A 24,698-nucleotide genomic window follows, 5' to 3' on the forward strand; every position below is an offset into this window, starting at 1 on the left:
CCGATTACCAAACGTTGCTGCCACGGGGATCGCAATGACCGAAACCCGACTCTGGCGCGTGCTGGCGCTGGGCTGGCTGATCGTGCTGCTCGCCTGCGCCGGCTGGCTGGCGAGCCAGCACCGCCAGCTCGGCAACCGGCTCGATACCGACCTGTTCGCACTGTTGCCGAAGAACGAGCGCGATCCGGTCGCCGAGCGCGCGATGGCGTCGCTGTCCGCCGCGTCCGAACGCCAGCTGGTGCTGCTCGTCGGCAGCGCCGATCGCGACACCGCGGCGCAGGCGGCCGATACGCTGGCCGGATCGCTGCACGCCTTGCCGGTCAAGCCGCAAACACAGGCGCTCGACCTCGACGCCTTGCGCGATTTCTACGCGCCGTACCGCAATGCGCTGCTGAGCCCGGCCGACACCGCCGCGCTCGGACAGGGTGCAGACGCCTGGCAGGCGCGCGCGCTGCAACAGGCCTACGCCACCGTATCGACCAGCGGCCTCGCGTGGCGCGACGACCCGTTCGGCACCTTCGGCCACTGGCTGACGAGCTTTGGCGACCTGACCCGCGTCCGCCCCGACGGCGGCCGGCTCTGGGTCGACGCCGATGGCCGCCACTACGTGGTGCTGATGTACACACTGAACGACAGCGCATTCTCGCTCTCGGCGCAGAAGACCGTCGCCAACGGCCTCGATGGGGCGATTGCGGCGCTGAAAGCCGGCTCGCCCGACGTCAGCGTGCTGCGTGCCGGCGTCGTGCTGCACGCGGCCAAGGCGGCGCAGCAGGCCGAACGTGAAATGTCGACGATCGGCATCGGCTCGCTGATCGGCATCCTCTTGCTGGTGCTGCTGACCTTCCGCGGCTGGCGCGCCCTGCCGCTGGTGGCGCTGTCGATCGCCACCGGCATGACGATCGCGCTGGCGATCACCTTCGCGCTGTACGGCCGCGTCCACATGCTGACGCTGGTGTTCGGCACCAGCCTGATCGGCGTTGCCGTCGATTACAGCCTGCTCTTGCACAGCACCAGCCTCGGCGCGACCGTTGGCGCCGGCCAGCGGCTGGAAAAGCTGCTGCCCAGCCTGCTGGTCGCGACGCTGTTCACCGCGCTCGCCTATCTGTGCCTGGCGCTGACGCCTTTTCCGGGGCTGGCGCAGATGGCCGTATTCGCCGCGACCGGCATCGCCTCCGCATGGTTGTCCGAGCTGTTCTGGTATCCGCGCCTGGCCCCAAGCAGGCTCGAACCGGGGCTGATCGGCGGACCGCTGCTGAGATGGCTGGCTCGCTGGCCGAGGCTGGGCGTGCGCGGCGGCGTGCTGGCACTGCTGATCGCCGCGCCGCTGATCGTCACCGGGCTGATCAAGCTCGACGCCAGCGACGATGTGCGCAGCCTCGTCAGTACCGATGCCACGCTGATGCGCGAACAGATCGAGATTTCCAAGCTGCTCGGCCTGCCCAGTCCGGCGCAGCTCTATATCGTCACCGGCCCCGATGCGCAGGCCGTGCTCGAACGCGAGCACGCGCTGACGCGTCAACTTGACGGTTTCGTCGCCAAAGGCGCGCTGGCCGGTTACCAGAGCGTCGGCCGCTGGCTGCCCTCGCTGGCCCAGCAGCGCGCCCTTCAGGCCAATGCGGCGGTCCTGCGCGATCCGAAGCTGTTGCGCTCGCTGGCCGAGCAGATCGGCCTCGACGATGCGTGGGTAGCCCGGCAGGCTGCCAGCACGCCGCTGCTGACACCCGAAGCCTGGCTCGCGTCGGCAGCGTCGCTGCCGGCTCGCCACCTGTGGCTCGGCGATACCGGCCACGGCTACGCCAGCGTGGTGATGCTGACCGGGCTCGCCGGCGCCGCCAATGCCGAGGCCCTGTCCAGGATCACCCTGCCCGGCGTACGCTGGGTCGACAAGCCGGCCGAGATTTCCGCCGTGCTCGACCGCTATCGCGACCGGCTGGCGCTGGTGCTGCTCGGTGCCTATGTCGTCACGGCACTGCTGCTGTGGCGCCGCTACCGCCGCGATACCTGGCGCGTGCTGGCGCCATCGCTGATCGCCAGCATCGCCACGCTGGCGATCTTCGGCTGGCTCGGCATTCCGCTGCAGCTCCTGACCGTGCTGACGCTGCTGCTGCTGCTCGGCATGGGCATCGATTACGGCATTTTCGTCAACGAGCATCCGGGCGAGGTGCGCATCGTGCTGGCGATTTCACTGGCCGCCTGCTGCACGCTGCTGTCGTTCGGCCTGCTGGCATTCAGCCATACCCCGGCGCTGGCGACCTTCGGCACCGCCACCCTGTCCGGCGTCGGCCTCGCATGGCTGATCGCGCCCCTATTGCGCCGCCCGGCGCCCCTGCAACCGCTGTTCCAACCGGATCAAGCCCCATGAACACCCGTCAAAGCACCGATATCGTCATCATTGGCGCCGGCCCGTCCGGCAGCGTGGCCGCCGGCCTGTTGCGCAAGGCCGGCCGCGACGTCGTCATCATCGAACGCGAGACCTTTCCGCGCTTCTCGATCGGCGAAAGCCTGTTGCCGCAGTCGATGGAATACATCGAGAAAGCCGGTTTCCTGCAGGACGTGGTCGAGGCCGGTTTCCAGTACAAGAACGGCGCAGCGTTCGCCCGCGGCGACGAGCAGGCGCATTTCGACTTTCGCGAAAAGTTTTCCGCCGGCTGGGGCACGACGTATCAGGTCCAGCGCGCGGCGTTCGACCATGTGCTCGCCAAGGGTGCCGAGAAGGCCGGCGCCGACATCCGCTACCGTCACACCGTGCTGGCCGCCAACGTCACCGGCGCGCGACCGGTGCTGACGGTGCGCGGCGCCGACGATCATGTCTACGAGATCGAAGCGAACTTCCTGCTCGACGCCAGCGGCTTCGGCCGCACGCTGCCGCGGCTGCTTGAGCTGGAAACCCCATCGGACTTCCCGGTGCGCGGCGCGATCTTCACCCATATCGAAGACGGCATTCCGACCGGCAGCTTCGATCGCAACAAGATCCTGATCACCGTCCACCCCGAGCATCACCACGTCTGGTACTGGCTGATTCCGTTTTCGAACGGCCGCTGCTCGATCGGCGTCGTCGCCGAGCGCGATTTCCTCGCCCAGTACACCGGGGACGACACCGAGCGCCTCAAGGCCATCGTGTTCGAAGACGCCGGCCTGACCGGACTGCTGAAGCACGCCCGCTGGGATACCCCGGCGCGCACGCTGACCGGCTATGCCGCCAACGTGACATCGCTGCACGGCAACCGCTTTGCGCTGCTCGGCAACGCCGGCGAATTTCTCGATCCGGTGTTTTCCAGCGGCGTCACCATCGCGGTCAAATCGGCCGATCTCGCCGTCAATGCGCTGCTGCGCGAGGCGGCCGGCGACACCGTCGACTGGGAGCGCGATTACGCGAAGCCGCTGAAGAAAGGCGTCGATACTTTCCGCGCCTTCGTCAACGCGTGGTACGACGGCCGCTTCCAGCGGATCATCTTCCACAAGGACAAGAACCCGCAGATCGAGGCAATGATCTCGTCGATTCTCGCCGGCTATGCATGGGACGAAGCCAACCCCTATGTCGCCAAGCCCGAGCGCCGGCTGGCCAGCCTGGAGGCTGCGTGCGCGCTGTCCGACTGATCGTCGCAGCGGCAGTGCTGGCACTCGCTGGCTGCGCGACGCTGCTCTCGGGCGGCTTATCGCTGCTGCAGCTGCCGCCGGCGGCGTTCGGCGGCGAGCGCGTACTGGAACAGCGGCTGACGATGCGCTGGCCCGGCGAAACGCGCACGCTCGACGTCGTCGCCAGCATCGATGCACAGCGGATTTCGCTTGTCGGTCTCGGCCTTGGCGTGCGGCTGTTTTCGCTAGACTACGACGGCCATGCAGTCACGACGGTCGAAAACGTGCCGATGGCGCTGCCGTCCGAGCGGATGCTCAATGATTTCCTCATCGTGCATGCACCGTTGCCGGCCTTGCAGGCCGCCTTGCCGTCCGGCTGGCAAGCCAGCGAGACCGCACGCCAGCGCGTCGTTGCGCGAGACGGCCAAAACGTCATCGTCATCGATTACAGCAATGACGACCGGCTCGCCGGTCGGGCACAACTGAGCAACCTGCCCTTGCATTACCAACTGACCATCGACACCGCGCCATGATTGACCTGCCTTCCCAACTGACTATCATCGCCGCGCCATGATCTATCTGCATCCCCCCGGCCTCGTCTGTGCGCTTGGCACCGGCATCGACGCCGTGCGCGAACGGCTGTTCGCCGGCGACAGCCCCGGCATGATCGTGACCGACGCCTACAGCCCCGGCCGGCCGCTGCTGCTCGGCACCGTCCCCGACGCCCTGCCGGCGATCGATCAGGCGCCGCCGCAACACCGTTCACGCAACAACGCACTGCTGGCCGCGACATTCGCGCAGATCGCCACGCGGTATCGGGATCTGACCGCCGGGCTGGACCCGGCGCGGATCGCCATCGTGCTCGGCACCAGCACCTCGGGCATCTTTGAGGGCGAAGTCGCCATGGCCGAATTCGGCCAGACCGGCGCACTGCCCGAGCACTACCACTACGGCCAGCAGGAGCTCGGCTCGCCGGCGCAATGGCTGGCGGGCGAGCTTGGCATCAAAGGCCCGGCATACGGCATCTCGACCGCGTGTTCGTCGAGCGCCAAGGCGCTGGCCGCGGGCGCCCGGCTGATCGAAACCGGCGTCGCCGATCTGGTGATCGCCGGCGGCGTCGATACACTGGCCGCGTTCACCGTCGCCGGCTTTACCGCGCTCGAATCGGTCAGCGTCGCGCGCTGCTTGCCGTTCTCGCGCAATCGCAACGGCATCAATATCGGCGAAGGTGCGGCACTGTTCCTGCTGAGCCGGACCAAATCGCCGGTCGCGCTGGCCGGCTGGGGCGAAAGCTCGGACGGCCATCATGTGTCGGCGCCCGATCCGAGCGGTCGCGGCGCACAGCGCGCGATCGAAGCCGCCCTGCAGCGCGCCGGCAAAACCGCCGCCGATATCGGCTATGTGAACCTGCACGGCACCGCGACACGGCAGAACGATGCGATGGAGAGTCTTGCCGTCGCCACTGCCCTGCCCGGCGTAGCGGCAAGCTCGACCAAGCCGTTGACCGGCCATACGCTCGGTGCTGCCGGCGCGATCGAAGCCGCGCTGTGCTGGATCACGCTGACCGACGATCTGCAGCGGCTGCCGCCGCACGTCTGGGACGGCGACGCCGACCCGGACATTGCGCCGCTACCGCTGGTCGGCATCGGCGCGCGAGCCGACGTCCGCGCCGCGCTGTCGACATCGTTCGCCTTCGGCGGCAACAATATCGCCCTGATCCTGGAGCGGACATGACCGATCGCGGCTCGCAGCCCCCTTCATTCTTGCCGATCGCCGACTACCTGCCGCACTCGGGCCGGATGGTGCTGCTCGATCGCGTCGTGTCGACCGCGCCCAATACGCTGACCGCCGCGACGACGATCCGCGCCGATTCGCCGTTCTGCGACGGCGTCGCCGTCGGCGGCTGGGTCGGCGTCGAATACATGGCACAGACGATCGCGGCGCTGGCCGGCTTTGAAGCCCGGCAACGCGGCGAGTCGGTCAAGGTTGGCTTTTTGGTCGGCACCCGCCGCTATGATTGCGAGCTGCCGGCATTCCGCGTCGGCCAGACGCTCAGCGTCACGGTGCTGCGCGAATTCCAGGCCGACAACGGCGTCGCGGTCATGGACTGCATCATCGCGATCGACGGTGCGCCCGTCGCCCACGCACAACTCTCGGCCTACCAGCCGGACAATCTCGACGACTATCTGAAGCAGGCATGAATACACACAAGCACACCGTACTCGTCACCGGCGCGTCGCGCGGCATCGGCCGCGCCATCGCCAAGCGGCTGGCCCGTGATGGCTACGACCTGATCCTGCACTGCCGCTCGCGCCGCGATGACGCCGACGCACTGGCCGGCGAACTCGCCATGCAATTCGGCATCGCCACCCGGGTATTGCAGTTCGACGTCGCCGACCGCGCGGCGGCACGCGCGGCGCTCGAGCTTGACGTCGCCGAGCACGGCGCGCCCTACGGTGTCGTCTGCAACGCCGGCATCGCCGCCGACGCGGCGTTTCCGGCGATGACGAGCGACGACTGGGATGGTGTGATCCATACCAATCTCGACGGTTTCTACAATGTGCTGCACCCGCTGGTGATGCCGATGGTGCAGACGCGCAAGCCCGGCCGCATCGTCACGCTGTCGTCGGTATCGGGGCTGATCGGCAACCGCGGCCAGGTCAACTACAGCGCCGCGAAGGCCGGCATCATCGGCGCGACCAAGGCGCTGGCGGTCGAGCTCGCGAAGCGCAAGATCACCGTCAATTGCGTCGCGCCGGGGCTGATCGACACCGAGATGGTCAGCGATGAGGTCCGCGAACATGCGTTGAAAGCGATCCCGGCGCAACGCATGGGATCACCCGACGAAGTCGCCGCCGCCGTGGCCTTCCTGCTGTCCAGCGACGCGAGCTACATCACCCGGCAGGTGATTTCGGTCAACGGAGGCCTGGCATGATGCGCTACTGCGAAGCCCGCTCACTGCCTTGTGTCCTCGCTCGCTCCTCGCTGTACCGTGCGTACTCTCTCGTCACTCGCTCCGACACGCCTTGTGCTCGGGCTTCTCGCTACGCGCAGGAGGTCGTATGACGCGCCGCGTCGTCGTCACCGGCATGGCCGGCATCAGCCCGATCGGCTGCGACTGGCCAACGATCGAAGCCGCCTTGCGGGCCGAACAGAATGCGATCCACTATCTGGCCGAATGGGAAGAATATGTCGGTCTCAACACCCGGCTCGGCGCCCCGGCGGCGGCATTCGCCTTGCCGAGCGAGACGTATACGCGCAAGCGCACCCGCAGCATGGGCCGGATCGCGCTGATGGCGTGCCGCGCCAGCGAGCTGGCGCTGCTGGACGCCGGCCTGCTCGACAACGCCGCCTTGCTCGGCAGTGGCCGTGTCGGTGTCTCGTACGGCTCGTCGGCCGGTTCGCCACCGGCAATCGGCGACTTCGGCCGGATGATCTACGAGAAGACGACCGAGGGCGTCAACGCCAACAGCTACATCAAGATGATGGCGCACACGACGCCGGTGAATATCGCGGTGTTCTTCGGCCTGACCGGCCGGGTCCTCACCACGTCGAGCGCATGCACCTCGGGCAGCCAGGGCATCGGCTACGCCTACGAGGCGATCCGCTACGGCGCGGCCGACGTGATGATCGCCGGTGGCGCCGAGGAATTGTCGGCAACCGAGGCGGCGGTATTCGACACGCTGTTCGCCACCAGCACCCGCAATGACGAGCCCAAGCTGACGCCGCGCCCCTATGACGCCGGCCGCGACGGTCTGGTGATCGGCGAAGGCGCGTGCACGCTGATCCTCGAGGAGTACGAACACGCGAAGGCGCGCGGCGCGACGATCCACGCCGAGCTGGTCGGCTTCGGCACCAATTGCGACGGCACCCACGTGACCCAGCCGCAAGCGGCGACGATGGCGCAGGCGATGCGGCTGGCGCTCAAGGATGCGGGCCTGCCCGTCGACGCGATCGGCTACGTCAACGGTCACGGCACGGCGACCGAACAGGGTGACATCGCCGAAACGCACGCGACGCACGCGGTGTTTGGCGCACGGATGCCGATTTCGTCGCAGAAGAGCTACGTCGGCCACACACTCGGTGCCTGCGGTGCGCTCGAGGCGTGGTGGAGCATCGAGATGATGCGCAATGGCTGGTTTGCGCCGACGGTCAATCTGACCGACATCGATCCGCGCTGCGCCGCGCTGGATTACATTACCTCGGGCGGGCGCTCGCTCGACTGCGACTATGTCATGAGCAACAACTTCGCTTTCGGCGGCATCAATACCTCGCTGATCTTCAAGAAAACCGCCTGAAGCCACGCGACGCACGACACTGAGCAAAACCGCCGTAGCCCTGCCCTTCGGGTTGGGCGGCGGCGGGGCGAACTGCGGGCGAACCCGTACCCGTGGCGCAGCTGCGGGCCCCCGCCACGTGACCGCAAATGGGCCTTGAGCAGGCGCGGAGCTGGCGAACGTAAATCATTGCCACGTCGCCACCGGGCAGTGGCCGATATACTCGCCGCTTTTCTCACCGTGCTCGCGATGTCCCGCTTCATATTGCCGACCACGGCATTCCGCCGACTCGTCGGACTCTTCGTCCTCGCGCTCGCAATCCCGAGCGCCTATGCAGCGCCGGTACGCTTTCTGCTGACCTTCGACGACGGCCCAAGTCTGTGGTCGTCACAACCGACCGCCCGCATTCTTGCCCAGCTGGCCGACAATCCGGTCACGCCCGGCATCAAGGCAATCTTCTTCGTTCAGACCGAACACGAATCACACGGCGGCAGCACCGAAGGCGAGGCGCTGATCCGCGCCGAGTGCTGGGCCGGCCACCGCGTCGGCGTGCACGCCGGCACGGTGGAGGGGCATATTCCGCACACCGAGCTGCCTTCGCCCGAGCTGGCGCGTTCGCTGCAGACCGGCCGCGCGCATCTGCTGGCGCTGTGCGACAACGTTTCGTCGCTGATCCGCCCGCCGGACTGGCTGTTCGACGATCGTACGGCGGCGGTCTACCGTTCGCTGGGGATGGAAATGCTGCTGGCCGACGTACGCGCCTTCGACGGCAAGATCTACGGCTGGTATGCCAGCCTGCGCCGGCGCAGCAACATCACGAACGAACTCGAACGCGTGCGTGATGCCATCGCCGCCGGCCGGATGCCGGTGGTCGACGGCGTCACGCCGGTCGTCGTCGGCTTCCACGACACCAATCCGTACACCGCATCGCACATGAGCGAATACCTGCAGATCCTCGTCGAGGAAGCGGCGGCGGTCGGCCTGCCGCTCGCCGACCCGCCGTTCTACACCAACGGACGCGCGCTCGAGCACGCGGCGCGGCTGCGCGGCGAGCGCGACAGCTACGCCAGAACCGAGTGGCCGACGCCTTAGTCGTTCCGGTCCGGGTCAAGCGAACAAGGCGTGTCCCCGCGCCCCGAACCGGTTAGCGCCCGGCGAGCCGATCGGCCGCCACCGCCTGCTCCAGCGCGGCATCGACCGCATCGATCACGACCTTGCTGCTCAGGATCGAATCGTGGGTTTCGTCGAAACCCTGCACCCGTGCTGCCTGTTGCTGGGCCGGCATCGCCAGCTGACTGGTCAGCGCGATCGTGCCGTCGCTGTTGCCCTGCACCAGCAGGCTGCTGCCCCGGTAGCCGAAAAACAGCTGATGCTGCAGCGAGCCCGGCAAGCGATGCGCCCACAAATCGCGCAGGAAATCGCTGTCGGGTGCGATGTCCTGCCACGACGGAATCGCCACCGGCGAACGGCTGGCGCCGAGTTGCGCCAGCGCATCGCCGCCCCAAGGCGTCGATAGCGTGACCAAGAGCATCACCGGCTGCTTTGCGTCCGATCTGGCCATGCGCTGGATCGCCCGCCGCGACACCAGGCCGCCGACGCTGTGGGCAACGACAATCATCCGGCTGAATCCGTACTGCTTCTGCAGGCTCTGCAACAGGTCGGCGAGCGTGTCGCCGCTGTGGAACAGCCGCATGCCGCTCGGGTACTGGTAGACCCAGGGCTGGAAGCGATCATGGTCGAGACTGGCGATCAGCCTCGTCCATTGCTGCGGATAGCCACCGACGCCGTGGACGAAGAGCACCGGCGTCCGGTCGCCACGATACGGTTCGAGAAAATAGACGCCCATGCCCATTTCGGAAACGAAATCGAGCGGCGCCCACAGCCCCTTGGCGCCGAAGGTGCGGCCAAAGCGCGCATCGTCGAGCGATGCGCCGCGGCCGGCAAACAGCTGCAGCCTGCGCGCCTCGGCCGGTACGGCGGCGTTCTGCAACGCGGTACGAATGCCCGCGGGCAGCGCCGGCATGCCGGCGTTCAATGCAAAGCGCTGTTGCGCCGACTCGGTCCCGGGACCGAGCTGCAGCCCCGCCGGCAGGCCGACCAGCGCCGCCGCTTCGCCGTCGTCGGCGCGGCCATTGCCGTTGCGATCGTGATACGCCGCCAGCAGGTAACGCCCCTGCTGCGGCACCAGAAAGGCGAAATAGCCGCCTTCGCCGAGGCGGCTCAACGACACGACATGCGGGCCATCCGGATCAAGCCGCAACAAGGCGATCTCGACCTGATCGATGGTCAGGCCGCCGAGCTGCACCACGCCGCTGACGACGCCGTTGCGGGCGATCTCGTTGCTGTTGGCCTCGAGCCGGGCGAGTCGCCGGGCAAGGCCGCAGCCACTCAGCGCTGCGATCAGCAGCAGGATCAGCAGGCAGCGCAAGCCATGAGCAGAAACCATCGCCTTCCTCCGGGGCCTTGTCGCCAGGGCAATGCCTTCAGCATATGCACAGGCCAACAGAAAGGCCGCCCTCGGGCGGCCTTTCATGATGCAAAGACGCTTACTTGCGCGTGATTGCGCGCCAGCCGATATCGCGGCGGAACTGCATGCCGTCGAACTGCACGCCGTCGAGGATCTCGTAGGCGCGCTTCTGCGCCTGCTTGAAGCCCTCGCCGAACGCGGTCACGCACAGCACGCGGCCACCGCTGGTGACCGGGCGGCCCGCGTCGTCGAGCTTGGCGCCGGCGTGGAACACATGGCCGTCGTCGAGCTGCCCCGGCAGGCCGGTGATCACATCACCGGTACGCGGGGTTTCCGGGTAGTTGGCCGCGGCCATGACGATGCCGAGCGCCACGCGACGGTCCCACTCGGCTTCGATCTGGTCGAGCGTGCCGTCGATGCCGTGCTCGATCAGCGTCACGAGGTCGCTCTTCAGCCGCAGCATGATCGGCTGGGTTTCCGGATCGCCGAAGCGGCAGTTGAATTCGACCACCTTGACCGAGCCGTCTTCGCCGACCATCAGCCCGGCGTAGAGGAAACCGGTGTAGACGACACCATCCTTGGCCATGCCGGCCACCGTCGGCAGGATCACCTCGCGCATTGCCTTGGCATGGATGTCCGGCGTGACCACCGGCGCCGGGCTGTACGCGCCCATGCCGCCGGTATTCGGGCCTTCGTCGTTGTCCAAGAGGCGCTTGTGATCTTGCGAGCTGGCCATCGGCAACACGTTCTTGCCGTCGACCATGACGATGAAGCTCGCCTCTTCGCCACTCAGGAACTCTTCGATCACCACGCGGGCGCCGGCGTCGCCGAACTTGTTGCCCTCGAGCATCATGTCGATCGCCGCGTGCGCCTCGTCCAGCGTCATCGCGACGACAACGCCCTTGCCGGCGGCCAGGCCGTCGGCCTTGATGACGATCGGTGCGCCTTTCGCGTCGATATAGGCATGCGCCTGAGCGGCGTCGCTGAAGGTTTCATAGTCGGCGGTCGGAATGCCGTGGCGCTTCATGAAGGCCTTGGCAAAGTCCTTCGACCACTCAAGCTGCGCACCGGCCTTGGTCGGTCCGAAGATCTTCAGCCCTTCGGCACGGAAGACATCGACGATGCCTTTCGACAGCGGCGCTTCCGGGCCGACCAGCGTGAACGCGACGTTTTCGCGCTTGGCGAACTCGATCAGCACCGGAATATCGGTGATCGGTACGTTGGTCAGGTTCGGCTCGAGCGCGGTACCGGCATTGCCCGGCGCGACAAAGACTTTGCCGACGCGTGGCGACTGGGCGATTTTCCACGCCAGCGCATGTTCGCGACCGCCGTTGCCGATGACGAGAATATTCATTGTGTAACTCCAAACCCGCTTATTTGAATTCGTAGCGGCCGAACACGAAGCCGACGTTGCCACTGTTGAGACCGCTGTTCAGCGACGGAATGAACGTCCCCATCAGCGAGGCCCGCCACACGCGCAGCGACAGCACCGGCAGGATGTACGGAAACGGAATCCGGTTGAGGATGTCCGCACGCGACGTCAGCCCGACCGTGTAGCCGGCCCCCACCGATACGATGCTGGTGGACGGCCAGTACCAGACCTTGGCATAGCCGAGCATCAGTTGCGGGTCTTCGTGCGAGTCCGAGAACACCATGCCGTACAGCAGGTCCTGGTTGCCGTTCTCGTCGACCAGACGCTTGCCCAGACCGCCGCCCCAGGCCTTGGCGTTCAGCTCTTCGAGCTTCTCGTCGGTCCAGGTATGCGGGTCGTGCCAGGTGTAGCCGGTCAGGTACAAGTCCCAGCTACCCTCGTCGGCGATCTTGTTGACGTGACTGCACGCACTGCCGAGCCATTCGCCCATATTGCCGCAATCGGCCTGCGCCGGCGAAGCCAGCGCAAGCGTCGTGGCGGCGGTTGCCAACCAGCGTTTCATCGCGCCTCCGGCTCAGTGACGGAAATGGCGTACGCCGGTGACGACCATGGCGATGCCATGTTCGTCGGCCGCAGCGATCACTTCGTCGTCACGCACCGAACCACCCGGCTGGATGATGGCGGCGACGCCGTTTTCGGCGATCACGTCGACGCCGTCACGGAACGGGAAGAACGCATCCGACGCGGCGACCGAACCACGCAGCTCGAGGCCGGCGTTGCGTGCCTTGATCGCGGCGATCTTGGTCGAATCGACGCGGCTCATCTGGCCGGCGCCGATACCGAGCGTCTGACCCTTGCCGCAGAAGACGATGGCGTTGGATTTGACGAACTTGGCGACATTCCACGCGAACAGCAGGTCCTTCAGCTGTTCCGGCGTCGGCTGCTTCTTGGTCACGACCTTGAGGTCGGCCAGCTTGAGCGCATGGGTATCGGGCGTCTGCACCAGCAGACCGCCGCCGACGCGCTTGAGGTCGAACTTGTTTTCGCCCGATTCGATCGCGACTTCAAGCACGCGCACATTCACTTTCTTGGCCAGCAGTTCGAGCGCGGCCGGCGTGTATGCCGGGGCAATCAGCACTTCCATGAACTGCTTCGAGACGGCTTCAACGGTGTCGACGTCGATCGGCTTGTTGAAGGCGATGATGCCGCCGAAGGCGCTGGTGGTGTCGGTCGCGAACGCGAGGCGATACGCAGCGTACGGATCGGTGGCAACGGCGACGCCGCACGGGTTGGCGTGCTTGACGATGACGCAGGCCGGCTCTTCGAACTGCTTGACCGCTTCCCACGCCGCATCGGCGTCGGCGATGTTGTTGTAGCTGAGTTCCTTGCCCTGGTACTGCTTGTAGCTCGCCAGCGTGCCGGCGGCCGGATGCAGATCACGGAAGAACGCCGCGCTCTGGTGCGGGTTCTCGCCGTAGCGCATGTCCTGCACCTTGACGAACTGCAGGTTCAGCCGGGTCGGATAAGCGGCCTTCTCGCCGTCGTCATTCAGCGCGGTCAGGTAGTTCGAGATGGCGCCGTCGTAGGCCGCGGTGTGGCTGAATGCCTTCTTCGCCAGCTTGCGACGGGTCGTCAGCGTCAGCGCGCCACCGTTGGCCTGCATTTCGGCGATCAGCGCCGTGTAGTCTTCGGCATCGGTGACGATGGCGACGTGAGCGTGGTTCTTTGCCGCCGAGCGCACCATGGCCGGGCCGCCGATGTCGATGTTCTCGATCGCATCGTCAAAGCTGCAATCGGGCTTGGCGATCGTCGCTTCGAACGGGTACAGGTTGACGCAGACGAGATCGATATTGCCGATCTCGTGTTCGGCCATCTTGGCGACGTGCGACTCGAGGTCGCGACGACCGAGGATGCCGCCGTGGATCTTCGGATGCAGCGTCTTCACGCGGCCGTCGAGCATTTCCGGAAAGCCGGTGTAGTCGGCGACTTCGATCACCGGCACGCCGTTGTCGGCGAACAGCTTGGCGGTACCGCCGGTCGAAAGGATTTCGACGCCTTGTGCGGCCAGCGCCTTGGCAAAGTCGAGAACGCCGGACTTGTCGGACACGCTGATCAGCGCGCGCTGAATTTTGCTCATACTGCTCTCCTGAAGGTCATTCCAAATCGGTTACAGCAGATCGTAGGTCTGCAGCTTCTTTCTGAGGGTATTCCGGTTGATGCCGAGCACTTCGGCCGCCCGGGTCTGGTTGCCGCCGACGCGCTCGAGCACGAGCAGCAGCAGCGGTTTCTCGACGCGTGCCAGCACCATGTCGTACACGGCGCACGGCGCTTCGCCGTCCAGATCGTCGAAATACTGCGTCAGCGACGCATGGATCACCGCGGCGATCGGATCGCTTGGATCTTCCCGGTTCATACTTCCCCCTGTTCTTGTTCGGTCGCGACATAGACGAGGCGTTCGCCGCCGGCCAAAAGGCCGTCGAAGAACGCCTGGGTCGCGTTTTTTTGTTCGTGCGTTGTTTCCATTCGGTACATGCTTTGGCGGAACGCGTTGCCGCCGGCAAGGCCCTTGGTGTACCAGGCGATGTGCTTGCGGGCGATCCGGCAGCCCGAGTACTCGCCATAAAAAGCGTACAAGGCGTCGAGATGCTCGAGCAGCACGTCGCGAATCTCGATCACGCGCGGCGCCGGCAGCAATTCGCCGGTCGCCAGATAGTGGCCGATCTCGCGGAACAGCCACGGCCGGCCCTGCGCAGCGCGACCGATCATGATGGCGTCGGCGCCGGTGGCCGCAAGCACCTCGGCCGCCTTGTGCGGGCTGTCGATGTCGCCGTTGGCGATCACCGGGATGCGCAGCTGCTGCTTCACCTCGCGGATCAGCGCATAACGCGCCGCGCCGTTGTACATGTCCTCGCGCGTACGGCCGTGGATCGCCAGCGCGGCAACGCCGGCGTCTTCGGCACGTCGGGCGACGCGCAGGATGTTTTCCTCGCCATTGCAGAATCCCAGTCGGGTCTTCAGCGTCACCGGCACGTCGACGGCGGCGACCACCGCGTCGAGAATCCGGCCGACAAGGTCTTCATCCTTGAGCAGCGCCGAGCCGGCGAGCTTGTTGCATACCTTCTTGGCCGGGCAGCCCATATTGAGGTCGACGATCTGCGCGCCGTTTTCAACCTGGTAGCGCGCCGCCTGCGCCAGCTGCTCGGGATCGGACCCGGCAATCTGCACCGAGATCGGCGCCAGCTCGCCGTCGAAATCGGCGCGCTTCAGCGTTTTTTTCGTCAGCCGCAGACTCTGGTCGGCCGTGATCATCTCCGACACCGCGTGACCGGCGCCGAAACGCTTGCACAGCATGCGGAACGGCCGATCGGTCACGCCAGCCATCGGCGCAACGATCAGATTGTTCGCAAGGGTATACGGGCCGATGTGCATGCGCGGGCGGGTCAACGAGGAAGGCCGGGATTCTACGTCCTGCCTAATTTTTAGGCAAGCGCCATTCGCCGGCCGTCAAACCGTTCAGCGATGACGTGCTTCGCGCCCGGCTTCGGTCTCCCAGGCCAGAAAAGCCGGTAGTGCCAGTAGCGTATCGACGTAGTCCTGGGCGGACTGCGGCACCGGCAGGCCGTAGCTGCGGATCCGCGTCGCCACCGGCGCAAAAAAGGCATCGGCGTGGCTGAATGCGCCGAAGAGGAAAACGCCACCGGCACCGAATTGCACACGGCAATCGGCCCACAAGGCCGTCAGTCGCTCAAGGTCGGCGCCCAGTGCCGCATCGATTTCGATGCGCGTGCGCAAATGGACGTCCATCGGGCATTGCGTGCGCAGCGCGGTGAAACCCGCGTGCATCTCGGCACACACGGCACGCGCAACGGCGCGGGCTGCACGATCGGCCGGCCACAGCGCCGGCGCGGTTTCGGCGAGGTATTCGGCAATCGCCAGCGAGTCCCACACCGCGAGCTCGCCATCGATCAGCACCGGCACCTTGCCACTCGGGCCATAGCGCAGCCGCTCGGCGCGGGCGCCATCGGCAAACAGGTCGAGCTGCACCTCGTCGAACGGCAGGTCGGCGACCTTCATCGCCAGCCAGGGCCGCAGCGACCACGACGAATAGTTCTTGTTGCCGATCACGAGCTTCATGGTTGGATCCTCAAGGCGTCGCCGTTCGAACGCGACAGCGCCAGCCGCGGCGAGGCCTGCAGCAGCGCTTCGAATTCGTCGACCGGCAATGGTTTGCTGAACAGATAACCCTGGATGGCGTCGGTGCCGGCGCGACGCAGGAAGTCGAGCTGCTCGGGCGTTTCGACGCCCTCGGCGAGCACCGTCATGCCCAATGTCTTGCCGAGACCGATGATGGCCAGCACAATCGCCGCATCGTTCTGGTCGGTCGTCAGATCGCGCACGAAACTCTGGTCGACCTTGAGCTTGTCGAAGGCGAAGCGCTTCAGGTAAGACAGGCTCGAATACCCGGTCCCAAAGTCGTCGACCGACAGCTTGACGCCGAGGCGCTTGATGCCCGACAGCATCGTCATCACGTGTTCGACTTCCTGCATCACCACCGACTCGGTCACTTCGAGCTCGAGGCATTGCGGCGGCAGTTCGGCGTCGGCGAGCGCATCGGCGACGATCTCGAGCAGATTGGACTGGTGCAGTTGCAACGGCGACAGGTTGACCGCGATCGTCATCGGCGTACCGCTCTCGCGTATCCACGTCGCGGCGCGGCGGCATGCCTCACGAATGACCCAGTTGCCGATCGGCACGATCATCCGGCTTTCTTCGGCGATCGGGATGAACTTGGCGGGCGAGATCAGCCCGTGCTCCGGGTGCCGCCAGCGGATCAGCGCCTCGGCGCCGGTGATGCCGCCGTCGCGCAGGCTGACCTGCGGCTGGAAATACAGCTCGAACTCGTTCTCGGCCAGCGCCTGACTCATGCTGGTTTCCAGCACCAGCCGCTCGGAGACACGGGCGTTCATGTCGGCGGTGAAGTACTGATAGTTGTTGCGGCCGGCGCTCTTGGCCTGGTACATCGCCACGTCGGCGCTGCGGATCAGCGTGTCCGAATCGGCGCCGTCGTCCGGGTAGACGCTGATGCCGATCGATGTCGTCGTCGCGAAGCCGCCGGCCTCGAGCACGAAGGGCTCGGCGAACGAGGCGAGGATCTGCTCGGCCACGAGGCCCGGGTGCATCGCATTGTCGATTTCGGTCAGCACGATGACGAACTCGTCGCCGCCCAGCCGTGCCAGGATGTCGCCCTTGCCGGCAACCAGCTTGAGCCGGTCGGCCACCTGCCGCAGCATCTGGTCGCCTGCGGTATGGCCGAGCGAGTCGTTGATCGTCTTGAAACGGTCGAGGTCGAGGAAGAGCAAGGCCAGCTGCCGGCCGTGGCGCTCGGCGCCGGCGACGGCCAGACGCAGCTCGTCGCGCAGCAGGTTGCGGTTGGCCAGACCGGTAACGGTATCGAAGTTCGCCAGTTCGATGATCCGGTCCTGCGCGACCTTGCGCTCGGTGATGTCGGTGACGGTACCGATCAGCCGGGTCGGATTGCTGCGTGCGTCGAACTCGACGAATTTGCCCCGCGACAGGAACCAGCGGTACTCGCCGGTGCGGACCTTGCGCCGGTATTCGATGACGAACTGCGGCGCGGTCCCGGCGTAACAATCGCGGAAGGCGTTCAGTGCAACTTCGCGATCGCCCGGGTACATCTGCTCTTTCCACTTCTCGAAGGTCTCGACCAGTTCACCCGGTACGAAGCCGAGCAGCCTGTCGTATTCGGGGCTGGTGATCGCGCCCCGACGGCTGTCGAGCGGCATGTCGAACAGGCCGGTGTTCGATGCATCAAGCGCCAGCCGCAGCTGCTGCTCGCTCTTGACGATCGCCTCTTCGGCCATCCGGCGCTCGGAAATGTCGCGCACGACGGCGCAATTGAATTCCTGCCCCTTGAAGACGATGTAGTTCGAGTACGACTCGATCGGGAAGGCATCGCCGTTGCGCGTTTTCAGCGCGAACTCTTCGAATAAATGCTTCTGTTCGCGCAGCCGCTCCCAGAACGGCCCCCACGCCTCCGAATTGAAGGTGGGATTGATGTCCTTGAAGCGCATGCCCAACAGTTCACGTTCGCCGTAGCCGAGCCGATGGCAGGCGGTGGCGTTGACGTAGCGGATGATGCCGCTCGGGTCGAGCCAGATCGCCATGTCGGCACCACGCTCGACCGCCACCCGGGTCAGGTACAGCGCATCCTCGGTGCTTTCCAGCCGGCGCAACTGCCGCAGCACGTAGACGACGAGCAGCGTCGCCAGCGCCAGCACACTGGCGGTCACGCCGCCGTTGACGAAACTGTCGTGACGCCACGAAGCGAGGACTTCCTGCCGGTCGACGCCGACCATCACGCCAAGCGGCCAGCCGCCGACATGGCGCCAGCCATAGATCCGGGTCACGCCATCGCGGGCGCTGTGCTCGGTGAAGCTGCCGCTCGGTGCACCGCTGAAGTCGGAGTCGAAAAACGCCCGGTGCGACAGATCATGGCCGACGTCGAAGGCACTGTCCGGGTAGTGCGTCAGCGAGATGCCGTCGTCGCGGAACATTTCGATCGACAAGCCGTTATGCGAGGCGATGCTGCGATAGAACTGGCGGAAATAGCCCGGATCGATACCGGCGAACAGCACGCCGACAAACTCGCCACGCCGGTTGTTCATCGGCATGACGAACGGAATCACCGAGCGGTCGCCGGTCGGATCGGCCTGCTGTTCGGCGATGTAGAACGGCGATGCGGTTTGCGAGCGCGCGGCCTTGAAATACTGGAAGTTGCTGAGGTTGTGCGCCGGCGCCGGGTATTGCTGGGTCGACGCGATCAGCGTGCCGTCGGCCCGCGCAACGGCGAAGGTCGCCATCTGCGGTGCGTGCCCGAGCTGGCGCTGCAGGTAGGCGTGGATGCAGGCCGTGTCGTTGGCGTCGACGCAGGTCTGGAACAGGCCGTCCTGCTGGATCGCGAACATCGTGTTGAGGCTGGCGTCCATCGTCCGACCGACGTGCTCGTCCATGGTCCGCGCCAGCGTCAGCATCTGCTGCTCGGCGTTGTCGAGCGTTTCCTGGTAGCTGCGCCAGATCGACCAGGTCACCGCCGCCAGTGCAAACAGCACGACACTGATCGACAGTGCGATCAGCATCCGGCGGATCAGGCCGAAAGAACGGCCGCTATCGGCGTCCTGCAAGGTGACCGGCACGCGGGTCAAGGCAGCGTCCTGAGTGTGAAAATCTACGAAGCCCCATTCTTGAGGCAAAGGACACCGCTTGGCAAGCCGGAACCCGGGGCTGTTCCCTGTGGGACGCAGTCGCTGAAGCAAGGCAGGCCATTGCTGGCGGGCTGGACGGCGTTTCAGTCAGACCATGGGCACAACTGAAAATAATTTTCATTCAAGCAGATGGAACCGGCCGTTCGTGAAAACCATCCGCGACCGCATCGGCGCCACAGCAAGATCAGGCTCCACGGCAATCCAGCAACGACAGGCCAAGGAATGCCGGCGCAGGCAGCAATCGTCGTCGCCATAAAAAAGGGCGGAAGATTCCGCCTCTGATATGACCGTCGCGCTAGCGCGCGATCACCGCTTGAAGATTGTGCTGGCCCGTCAGCGTTTCGGCAGCCGCCAGTGCCGCCTGCCGGTCCGGATAGGGGCCGATGCGAACGCGATGGATTGCGCCGCTCGACTGGATCACCAGCTTGGCGCTGTCGCCGTCGAGCGTGGCCGCATAACGATCGCGGAACGACTCTGCATTGGCGAGACTGCCGAACGCAGCCAGCTGCAGATACACACCGGCGGCAGTATTAGCGACCGGTACCGGTTTTGGGTCGCCGTCGAAAGGGAGCGGTGCATCGACCGGTTGCTTGGCCTGCGCCAGCACCGAGGTCGGGGCATCCGGCGGCAGCAGGCTTTCGACCTTGAGCTCGGCGCTACCCTGCGTTGCATAACCCAGGCGGCAGGCGGCAAGGAAGGACAGATCCATCACCCTGCCCTTGTGGAACGGGCCGCGATCGTTGACGCGAACGATGACGCTGCGACCGTTCTTGACGTTGGTGACGCGCGCATAGCTCGGCAGCGGCAACACCGGGCTGGCCGCGGTCATCGCGAACATATTGTAGCTTTCACCGATCGACGTTTTCTGGCCGTGGAACTTGCGGCCATACCACGAGCCCATGCCGGTTTCGACCGAATTGCCCGGCGCGGCCAGCGGCGTGAACGACAGGCCGAGCACCGTATAAGGCCGGTTTGCCCACTTGTGCAGCGGCTCCCAGCGCGGTACCGGCTCGGGAATCAGGTCGATATTGGCCGGAATGTCGCTCATCGGGCCATCGTCCTTGTAGAACGCGCCGCCGTTGTCCAAGGCCTTGTAGTCGCAACTGTATTGCGATGGCGTGCCGGCAGGCGGCGGCGCTGCCGTCGTCCCGCTACCGGATTTGGTCGGTGCCGTGCTGCACGCGGCCAGACCGAGCAGTGCGGCCACGGCGAGCAATCCGCGCAATTTCATCATTACCCCTTCATCAGCTTGCGGTCGCGCCCGACGCTCATCAAGAGGCCGAAGGTCGCGAGAATCGATACCATCGACGTGCCACCGTAGGAAATCAGCGGCAGCGGCACGCCGACCACCGGCAGGATGCCGGACACCATGCCCATATTGACGAAGGCATAGGTGAAGAAATTGAGCGCGATCGCACCGGCCAGCAAACGTCCGAACAGCGTCGGTGCGCGGCTGGCGATCGTCAGGCCGCGGCCAATGACCAGCAGATACAGCACCAGCAGCACGCCGTTGCCGAGCAGGCCGAACTCCTCGCCGAACACGGCGAAAATGAAGTCGGTCGTCCGCTCGGGGATGAAATCCAGATGGGTTTGCGTGCCGTTGAGCCAGCCCTTGCCGAACAGGCCGCCCGAACCGATCGCGATCGTGCCCTGAATGATGTGGTAGCCGGCACCGAGCGGGTCCTGCATCGGATCGAGCATCGTCGCAATCCGCCGGCACTGGTATTCCTGGAGGATGTTGATGCACAGATCCCAGTGCGTCACCGTATAGGCCAGCGCGCCACCGGCCACGCCCATCACCGCCAGGAATCGCCAGCTCAGACCGGCAAGGAACAGGACGTAGAAACCGCTCGACGCGATCAGCAGACTGGTGCCGAGGTCGGGCTGCTTGAGGATCAGGCCGACCGGCACCAGCATCAGCAAGGCCGCGATCACGAAATGCTTCCAGTTCAGCGTCGTTTCGAAGTGGTGGAAGAACCACGCCAGCGTCAGCGGCATCGCGATGCGCATCAGCTCGGACGGCTGGATCCGGGTGATACCGATATTCAGCCAGCGCGTCGCGCCGTGGCTGGTCACGCCGAACAGTGCCACCGCGATCAGCAGCGTGACGCCAACGACATAGGCCGGCAGTGCCAGCCGCATCCAGGTCTGCTGCGAGATATTGGCGAAGAACCACATCACGCCGAGCGAGATCCCCATGAAGGTGACCTTGTCCACCACCTTGTCGAGGTCGCGGTTCGACGCCGAAAACAGCACGATGGCCGAGACGGTGAAGATCAGCAGCGTGAACAGGAACAGCCATGGGTCGATCGGCTGCTTGATCCGGTTCCAGATCGTCTTAATCACTGATGTCCTCCTGCGCAGCCACCGGCGCCGAGGCCACGGCCGATGCGTTGGCGGCCAGCGCCGCCGGCAGCTTGCCGAGCAGATAGTAGTCGAGCACCTGGCGCGCAATCGGCGCAGCAGCAGCGGCACCGAAGCCACCGTTCTCGACGATGACGGCCAGCGCAATCGTCGGCTTGTCGGCCGGCGCGAACGCGACGAACCACGAGTGGTCGCGCAAGCGTTCATTGATCGACTTGGCGTTGTACTTGCCGCCACGCAGGCTGTAGACCTGCGCGGTCCCGGTCTTGCCGGCGGCCACATAGGGTGCCCCGGCGAAAATCCGCGCACCGGTACCGAACTGGGTCACACCGACCATGCCGCGCACGACGCGCTCGATGTTTTCGGGCTTCCACGTCAGGGTGCGCTCTGGCTGCGGCTCGATCCGGGTCTGCTTGCCGTTGGTCTTGTCGATGACGGTCGCAACGACGTGCGGCCGGTACATCACGCCGCGGTTGGCGATCGTCGCGATCCCGTGCGCCATCTGCAGCGGCGTGTACGAGTTGTAGCCCTGGCCGATCCCGATCGACACGGTTTCGCCCGAATACCATTTCTGCTGCGCCGGCGTCCTGAAGCGTTTCTTTTTCCACTCCGGGCTCGGCAGCACGCCCGGGCGCTCGCCCGGCAAATCGATCCCGGTCAGCTGGCCCAGATCGAGCGTCGCCATGAACTTGGCGATGTAGTCGATCCCCATCTGCACCGCGAGCTGATAGTAATAAGTATCCGACGACAGCGGCAGCGAGCGGTCGAAGTTCATCGAACCGTAGCCGCCCTTGTGCGAGTCGCGGAAACGGTTATTGCCGTACATGAAATAGCCCGGGTCGGCGATCGTCTGCCTCGTGAGCGGGAAATTGCCTTCCAGCGCGGCGATCGCCATGAAGGGCTTGAACGTCGAGCCCGGCGGATATTCGCCGCGCAGGCCCCGGTTCAGCAGCGGCTTGTCGGGCGATTCGTTCAGCGCCTTCCAGCTGTCCGGGTCGATGCCATCGACGAACAGGTTCGGGTCGAAGCCCGGCTTGGAAACAAAGGCCAGCACGCCACCATCGCGCGGATCGATCGCCACCAGCGCGCCGCGCCGCTCGCCGAACAGTTTCTCGATCATCTCCTGCAGCTTGATGTCGACCGACAGCGTCAGATCCTTGCCCGGTTGCGGCGGCGTACGGCGCAAGGTGCGGATCGCCCGGCCGCCGGAGTCGATTTCGACCTCCTCGAAACCGGTGATGCCGTGCAGTTGCGTCTCGTAGCTGGCCTCGATGCCGAGCTTGCCGATGTGGTCGGTGCCGCGGTAATTGGCCAGCTCGCCTTCCTCGTCGAGCGAAGCCAGATCCTTGTCGTTGATCCGGCCGATGTAGCCGATCAGATGGCTGCCCACTTCCTCGAACGGATACTGGCGGAACAGCCGCGCCTTGATTTCAACACCAGGGAACTGGTAGCTGTTGGCGGCAAAGCGCGCGACTTCTTCATCCGACAAGCGAGTGCGGATCGGCAGCGATTCGAAATCACGCGTTTCTTCCATCAGTTTCTTGAAACGGCGACGATCCTTGCCGGTGACGTCGACGATCTGCGACAGGCGCGCGATGGTCTCGTCGAGGCTGTCGGCGAGCTTGGACGGCGTGATTTCGAGCGTATAGGCGGAGAAATTGTGCGCCAGCACCACGCCGTTGCGATCACGGATGATGCCGCGCGCCGGCGTCACCGGCACCAGCGAAATCCGGTTGGCCTCGGCCAGCGTCTGGTACTTGTCGTGCTGCGCGACCTGCAGCCAGACGAAGCGGGCAAGCAGCAAGCCGAACAGCGCCAGCACGAACAGCACCGCGGTCACGATGCGCAGCTGGAATGCATAGCGCTCGGCCAGCGAGTTCTTCAGTTCATTGCGCGCCATTACGCCTCCGCGCGCGACGATGGGCGACTCATAGCTCGTCCGGCACCGATTTGCGCTGATGCATCAGCATCAGGTTCGACAACGGCGGCCACAGCAGTGCTGCCAGTATGCTGCCGGCAAAATAGGTCAAGCCGACGAAGGGCGCGCCCAGCACCATGCGCACGACGACCATGATCGCCTGCGCCAGCGTCAGCAACCCGAACACGATCAGGGCCTGCTGCCAGAACGCGAATACCGCCATCTGGCGCTGACGGATCAGCACGAAATAGGCGATCACCGAATACGCCAGCGCATGCTGGCCGAGCACATTGCCGTCGCCGACATCCATCAGCACGCCAAGGACGAAGGCCGTGGCGACGCCGACGCGGCGTGGCTGATTCAGCGTCCAGTAGATGATGAACAGCGCGACGAAATCCGGCGCGAAATTGGCGATCGACGCCTGCCACGGCAACAGATTGACCAGTAGCGCAACGATGAAGCTGAGCACGATGAAGCCGATGCTCACCGGCCGCAGCAATTGATGGGAAATGGGCATCAGTGACCCTTCTTGTGCTTGCCCGCCGGCTGCGATGCAGCCTGCGGATACGGCGGCATATCGCTGCGGTGATCGAGCAGCAACAGGAAACGATGCCGGTCGACGGCGGCGACGGGGACGCAGATGACGCGCGCAAACGACGAGCCGCGCTCGACCTTGATGACCTTCGCCACCGGCAGGCCGACCGGATACAGCCCGTCGATCCCCGACGTCACCAGCACGTCGCCGAGCTGGATGTCGACGTTCGGCGCCATATTGCGCACCTCGAGCGGCTGGTTCGCACCCATGCCGTAGACGACGGTGCGCAACTGGTTGCGTTCGACCACGACCGGCACCATCTGGTTGCGGTCCGAAATCAGCCGGACTTCGGCGGTCAGCGGCTGGACGCGAACGACCTGGCCAACAACACCCGAAGCATCGATGGCGATCTGCCCGCCACGGACGCCCTGCTGCTCGCCGCGGTCGACGATCAGCCGCGACGTGAACGGATCACGGCCGTTGTAGAGGATCTCGGCGAGTTGCGACGACTGGCCAACCGTGTCGCGCCGCGCGCTCAGTTCACGCAGGCTCGCGTTTTCGGCTTCGAGCGCCTTGAGCCGCATCGCCTGCGCGCGGGCCGCGAGCTGGGCGTTGTTGAGCTCGCGGTTTTCGGCCATCAGCTCGGTCTGGCGCGACAGGAAATTGGCGGTATTGCGCAGCGTTGCAAACGGTGCGGTCGCGGCCCACTGCAGCGGATACAGCAGCACCGAAACCTGCTCGCGGATACGCCCGAGCATGCCGTACTGCGCATCGCCGACAATCAGTCCGATCGACAGCAGCGAAAAGATCAGTAGCCGCGTAAGCGGCTTCGGACCCTGTTTGAAAAAAGCGGGAGGGCTGGTTTGCATGACCGGTCAGGCGCGAAATCAACGAAAAGCCGGACGC

21 protein-coding genes are annotated in these 24,698 nt (G+C 65.5%); 8 read left to right on the forward strand and 13 right to left on the reverse strand.

The genetic code is table 11. From position 1 onward, the window contains the following. Nucleotides 1-34 precede the first annotated feature (34 nt). The 8 genes from R0382_RS02700 (at nucleotide 35) to R0382_RS02735 (ending at nucleotide 8,945) form a co-directional block, all read left to right on the forward strand. The gene (locus R0382_RS02700) at nucleotides 35-2,362 is read left to right on the forward strand and encodes an MMPL family transporter (RefSeq protein WP_432722087.1); all 2,328 of its coding nucleotides are present in this window, start codon (nucleotides 35-37) and stop codon (nucleotides 2,360-2,362) included. Further along, nucleotides 2,359-3,597, forward strand: coding sequence for an NAD(P)/FAD-dependent oxidoreductase (locus tag R0382_RS02705; RefSeq protein ID WP_432722089.1), 1,239 nt, complete (start codon nucleotides 2,359-2,361; stop codon nucleotides 3,595-3,597). Before R0382_RS02700 ends, R0382_RS02705 begins: the two co-directional genes overlap by 4 nt. Further along, entirely contained in the window at nucleotides 3,579-4,109 is a 531-nt protein-coding gene (locus R0382_RS02710) for a DUF3261 domain-containing protein (RefSeq protein ID WP_432722090.1), read from the forward strand. The genes R0382_RS02705 and R0382_RS02710 overlap by 19 nt, the downstream gene beginning before the upstream one ends. Nucleotides 4,110-4,146: 37 nt before the next feature. Beyond that, complete coding sequence (locus tag R0382_RS02715; RefSeq protein ID WP_432722092.1) at nucleotides 4,147-5,310, forward strand: beta-ketoacyl-ACP synthase; 1,164 nt, start codon at nucleotides 4,147-4,149, stop codon at nucleotides 5,308-5,310. Then, the gene (locus R0382_RS02720; RefSeq protein ID WP_432722094.1) at nucleotides 5,307-5,777 is read left to right on the forward strand and encodes a thioester dehydrase; all 471 of its coding nucleotides are present in this window, start codon (nucleotides 5,307-5,309) and stop codon (nucleotides 5,775-5,777) included. The genes R0382_RS02715 and R0382_RS02720 overlap by 4 nt, the downstream gene beginning before the upstream one ends. After that, on the forward strand, nucleotides 5,774-6,511 hold the full coding sequence (locus R0382_RS02725) for a 3-ketoacyl-ACP reductase FabG2 (RefSeq protein WP_432722096.1): 738 nt from the start codon (nucleotides 5,774-5,776) through the stop codon (nucleotides 6,509-6,511). The genes R0382_RS02720 and R0382_RS02725 overlap by 4 nt, the downstream gene beginning before the upstream one ends. 127 nt (nucleotides 6,512-6,638) lie before the next feature. After that, the gene (locus R0382_RS02730; protein WP_432722097.1) at nucleotides 6,639-7,874 is read left to right on the forward strand and encodes a beta-ketoacyl-ACP synthase; all 1,236 of its coding nucleotides are present in this window, start codon (nucleotides 6,639-6,641) and stop codon (nucleotides 7,872-7,874) included. A gap of 228 nt (nucleotides 7,875-8,102) precedes the next feature. Next, the gene (locus tag R0382_RS02735; protein WP_432722098.1) at nucleotides 8,103-8,945 is read left to right on the forward strand and encodes a polysaccharide deacetylase family protein; all 843 of its coding nucleotides are present in this window, start codon (nucleotides 8,103-8,105) and stop codon (nucleotides 8,943-8,945) included. Nucleotides 8,946-8,997: 52 nt separating this feature from the next. Here R0382_RS02735 and R0382_RS02740 read toward each other — a convergent pair whose 3' ends face one another. The 13 genes from R0382_RS02740 to mreC form a co-directional block, all read right to left on the reverse strand. Further along, nucleotides 8,998-10,299 carry a hypothetical protein gene (locus tag R0382_RS02740; protein ID WP_432722100.1) on the reverse strand — a complete coding sequence of 434 codons (1,302 nt, stop codon included), beginning with the start codon at nucleotides 10,297-10,299 and terminating at the stop codon, nucleotides 8,998-9,000. A gap of 100 nt (nucleotides 10,300-10,399) precedes the next feature. Further along, nucleotides 10,400-11,674 carry a phosphoribosylamine--glycine ligase gene (gene purD / locus R0382_RS02745; protein ID WP_432722101.1) on the reverse strand — a complete coding sequence of 425 codons (1,275 nt, stop codon included), beginning with the start codon at nucleotides 11,672-11,674 and terminating at the stop codon, nucleotides 10,400-10,402. Nucleotides 11,675-11,693: 19 nt separating this feature from the next. Then, complete coding sequence (locus R0382_RS02750) at nucleotides 11,694-12,254, reverse strand: lipid IV(A) palmitoyltransferase PagP (protein WP_432722103.1); 561 nt, start codon at nucleotides 12,252-12,254, stop codon at nucleotides 11,694-11,696. Between the two features lie 12 nt (nucleotides 12,255-12,266). Then, the gene (purH, locus tag R0382_RS02755; protein WP_432722104.1) at nucleotides 12,267-13,829 is read right to left on the reverse strand and encodes a bifunctional phosphoribosylaminoimidazolecarboxamide formyltransferase/IMP cyclohydrolase; all 1,563 of its coding nucleotides are present in this window, start codon (nucleotides 13,827-13,829) and stop codon (nucleotides 12,267-12,269) included. Nucleotides 13,830-13,859: 30 nt separating this feature from the next. After that, the gene (locus R0382_RS02760) at nucleotides 13,860-14,105 is read right to left on the reverse strand and encodes a helix-turn-helix domain-containing protein (RefSeq protein ID WP_070530493.1); all 246 of its coding nucleotides are present in this window, start codon (nucleotides 14,103-14,105) and stop codon (nucleotides 13,860-13,862) included. Then, nucleotides 14,102-15,121: a tRNA dihydrouridine synthase DusB gene (dusB, locus tag R0382_RS02765; protein WP_432724119.1), complete on the reverse strand. Its 1,020-nt coding sequence runs from the start codon at nucleotides 15,119-15,121 to the stop codon at nucleotides 14,102-14,104. Before dusB ends, R0382_RS02760 begins: the two co-directional genes overlap by 4 nt. Nucleotides 15,122-15,205: 84 nt before the next feature. Then, the gene (locus R0382_RS02770) at nucleotides 15,206-15,826 is read right to left on the reverse strand and encodes a glutathione S-transferase family protein (protein ID WP_432722106.1); all 621 of its coding nucleotides are present in this window, start codon (nucleotides 15,824-15,826) and stop codon (nucleotides 15,206-15,208) included. Beyond that, complete coding sequence (locus tag R0382_RS02775) at nucleotides 15,823-18,906, reverse strand: EAL domain-containing protein (protein ID WP_432724121.1); 3,084 nt, start codon at nucleotides 18,904-18,906, stop codon at nucleotides 15,823-15,825. Before R0382_RS02775 ends, R0382_RS02770 begins: the two co-directional genes overlap by 4 nt. A 364-nt stretch (nucleotides 18,907-19,270) precedes the next feature. Next, nucleotides 19,271-20,209, reverse strand: coding sequence for a septal ring lytic transglycosylase RlpA family protein (locus tag R0382_RS02780; RefSeq protein ID WP_432722108.1), 939 nt, complete (start codon nucleotides 20,207-20,209; stop codon nucleotides 19,271-19,273). Then, on the reverse strand, nucleotides 20,209-21,321 hold the full coding sequence (rodA, locus tag R0382_RS02785) for a rod shape-determining protein RodA (RefSeq protein WP_432722110.1): 1,113 nt from the start codon (nucleotides 21,319-21,321) through the stop codon (nucleotides 20,209-20,211). The genes R0382_RS02780 and rodA overlap by 1 nt, the downstream gene beginning before the upstream one ends. Next, entirely contained in the window at nucleotides 21,314-23,239 is a 1,926-nt protein-coding gene (mrdA, locus tag R0382_RS02790; protein ID WP_432722112.1) for a penicillin-binding protein 2, read from the reverse strand. Before mrdA ends, rodA begins: the two co-directional genes overlap by 8 nt. A 28-nt stretch (nucleotides 23,240-23,267) precedes the next feature. Beyond that, nucleotides 23,268-23,774 carry a rod shape-determining protein MreD gene (gene mreD / locus R0382_RS02795; RefSeq protein WP_432722114.1) on the reverse strand — a complete coding sequence of 169 codons (507 nt, stop codon included), beginning with the start codon at nucleotides 23,772-23,774 and terminating at the stop codon, nucleotides 23,268-23,270. Then, nucleotides 23,774-24,661, reverse strand: coding sequence for a rod shape-determining protein MreC (gene mreC, locus R0382_RS02800; RefSeq protein ID WP_432722116.1), 888 nt, complete (start codon nucleotides 24,659-24,661; stop codon nucleotides 23,774-23,776). The genes mreD and mreC overlap by 1 nt, the downstream gene beginning before the upstream one ends. Nucleotides 24,662-24,698: the final 37 nt, after the last annotated feature.

It is taken from the genome of Jeongeupia wiesaeckerbachi (assembly GCF_050916355.1).
GTDB lineage: Bacteria > Pseudomonadota > Gammaproteobacteria > Burkholderiales > Chitinibacteraceae > Jeongeupia > Jeongeupia wiesaeckerbachi.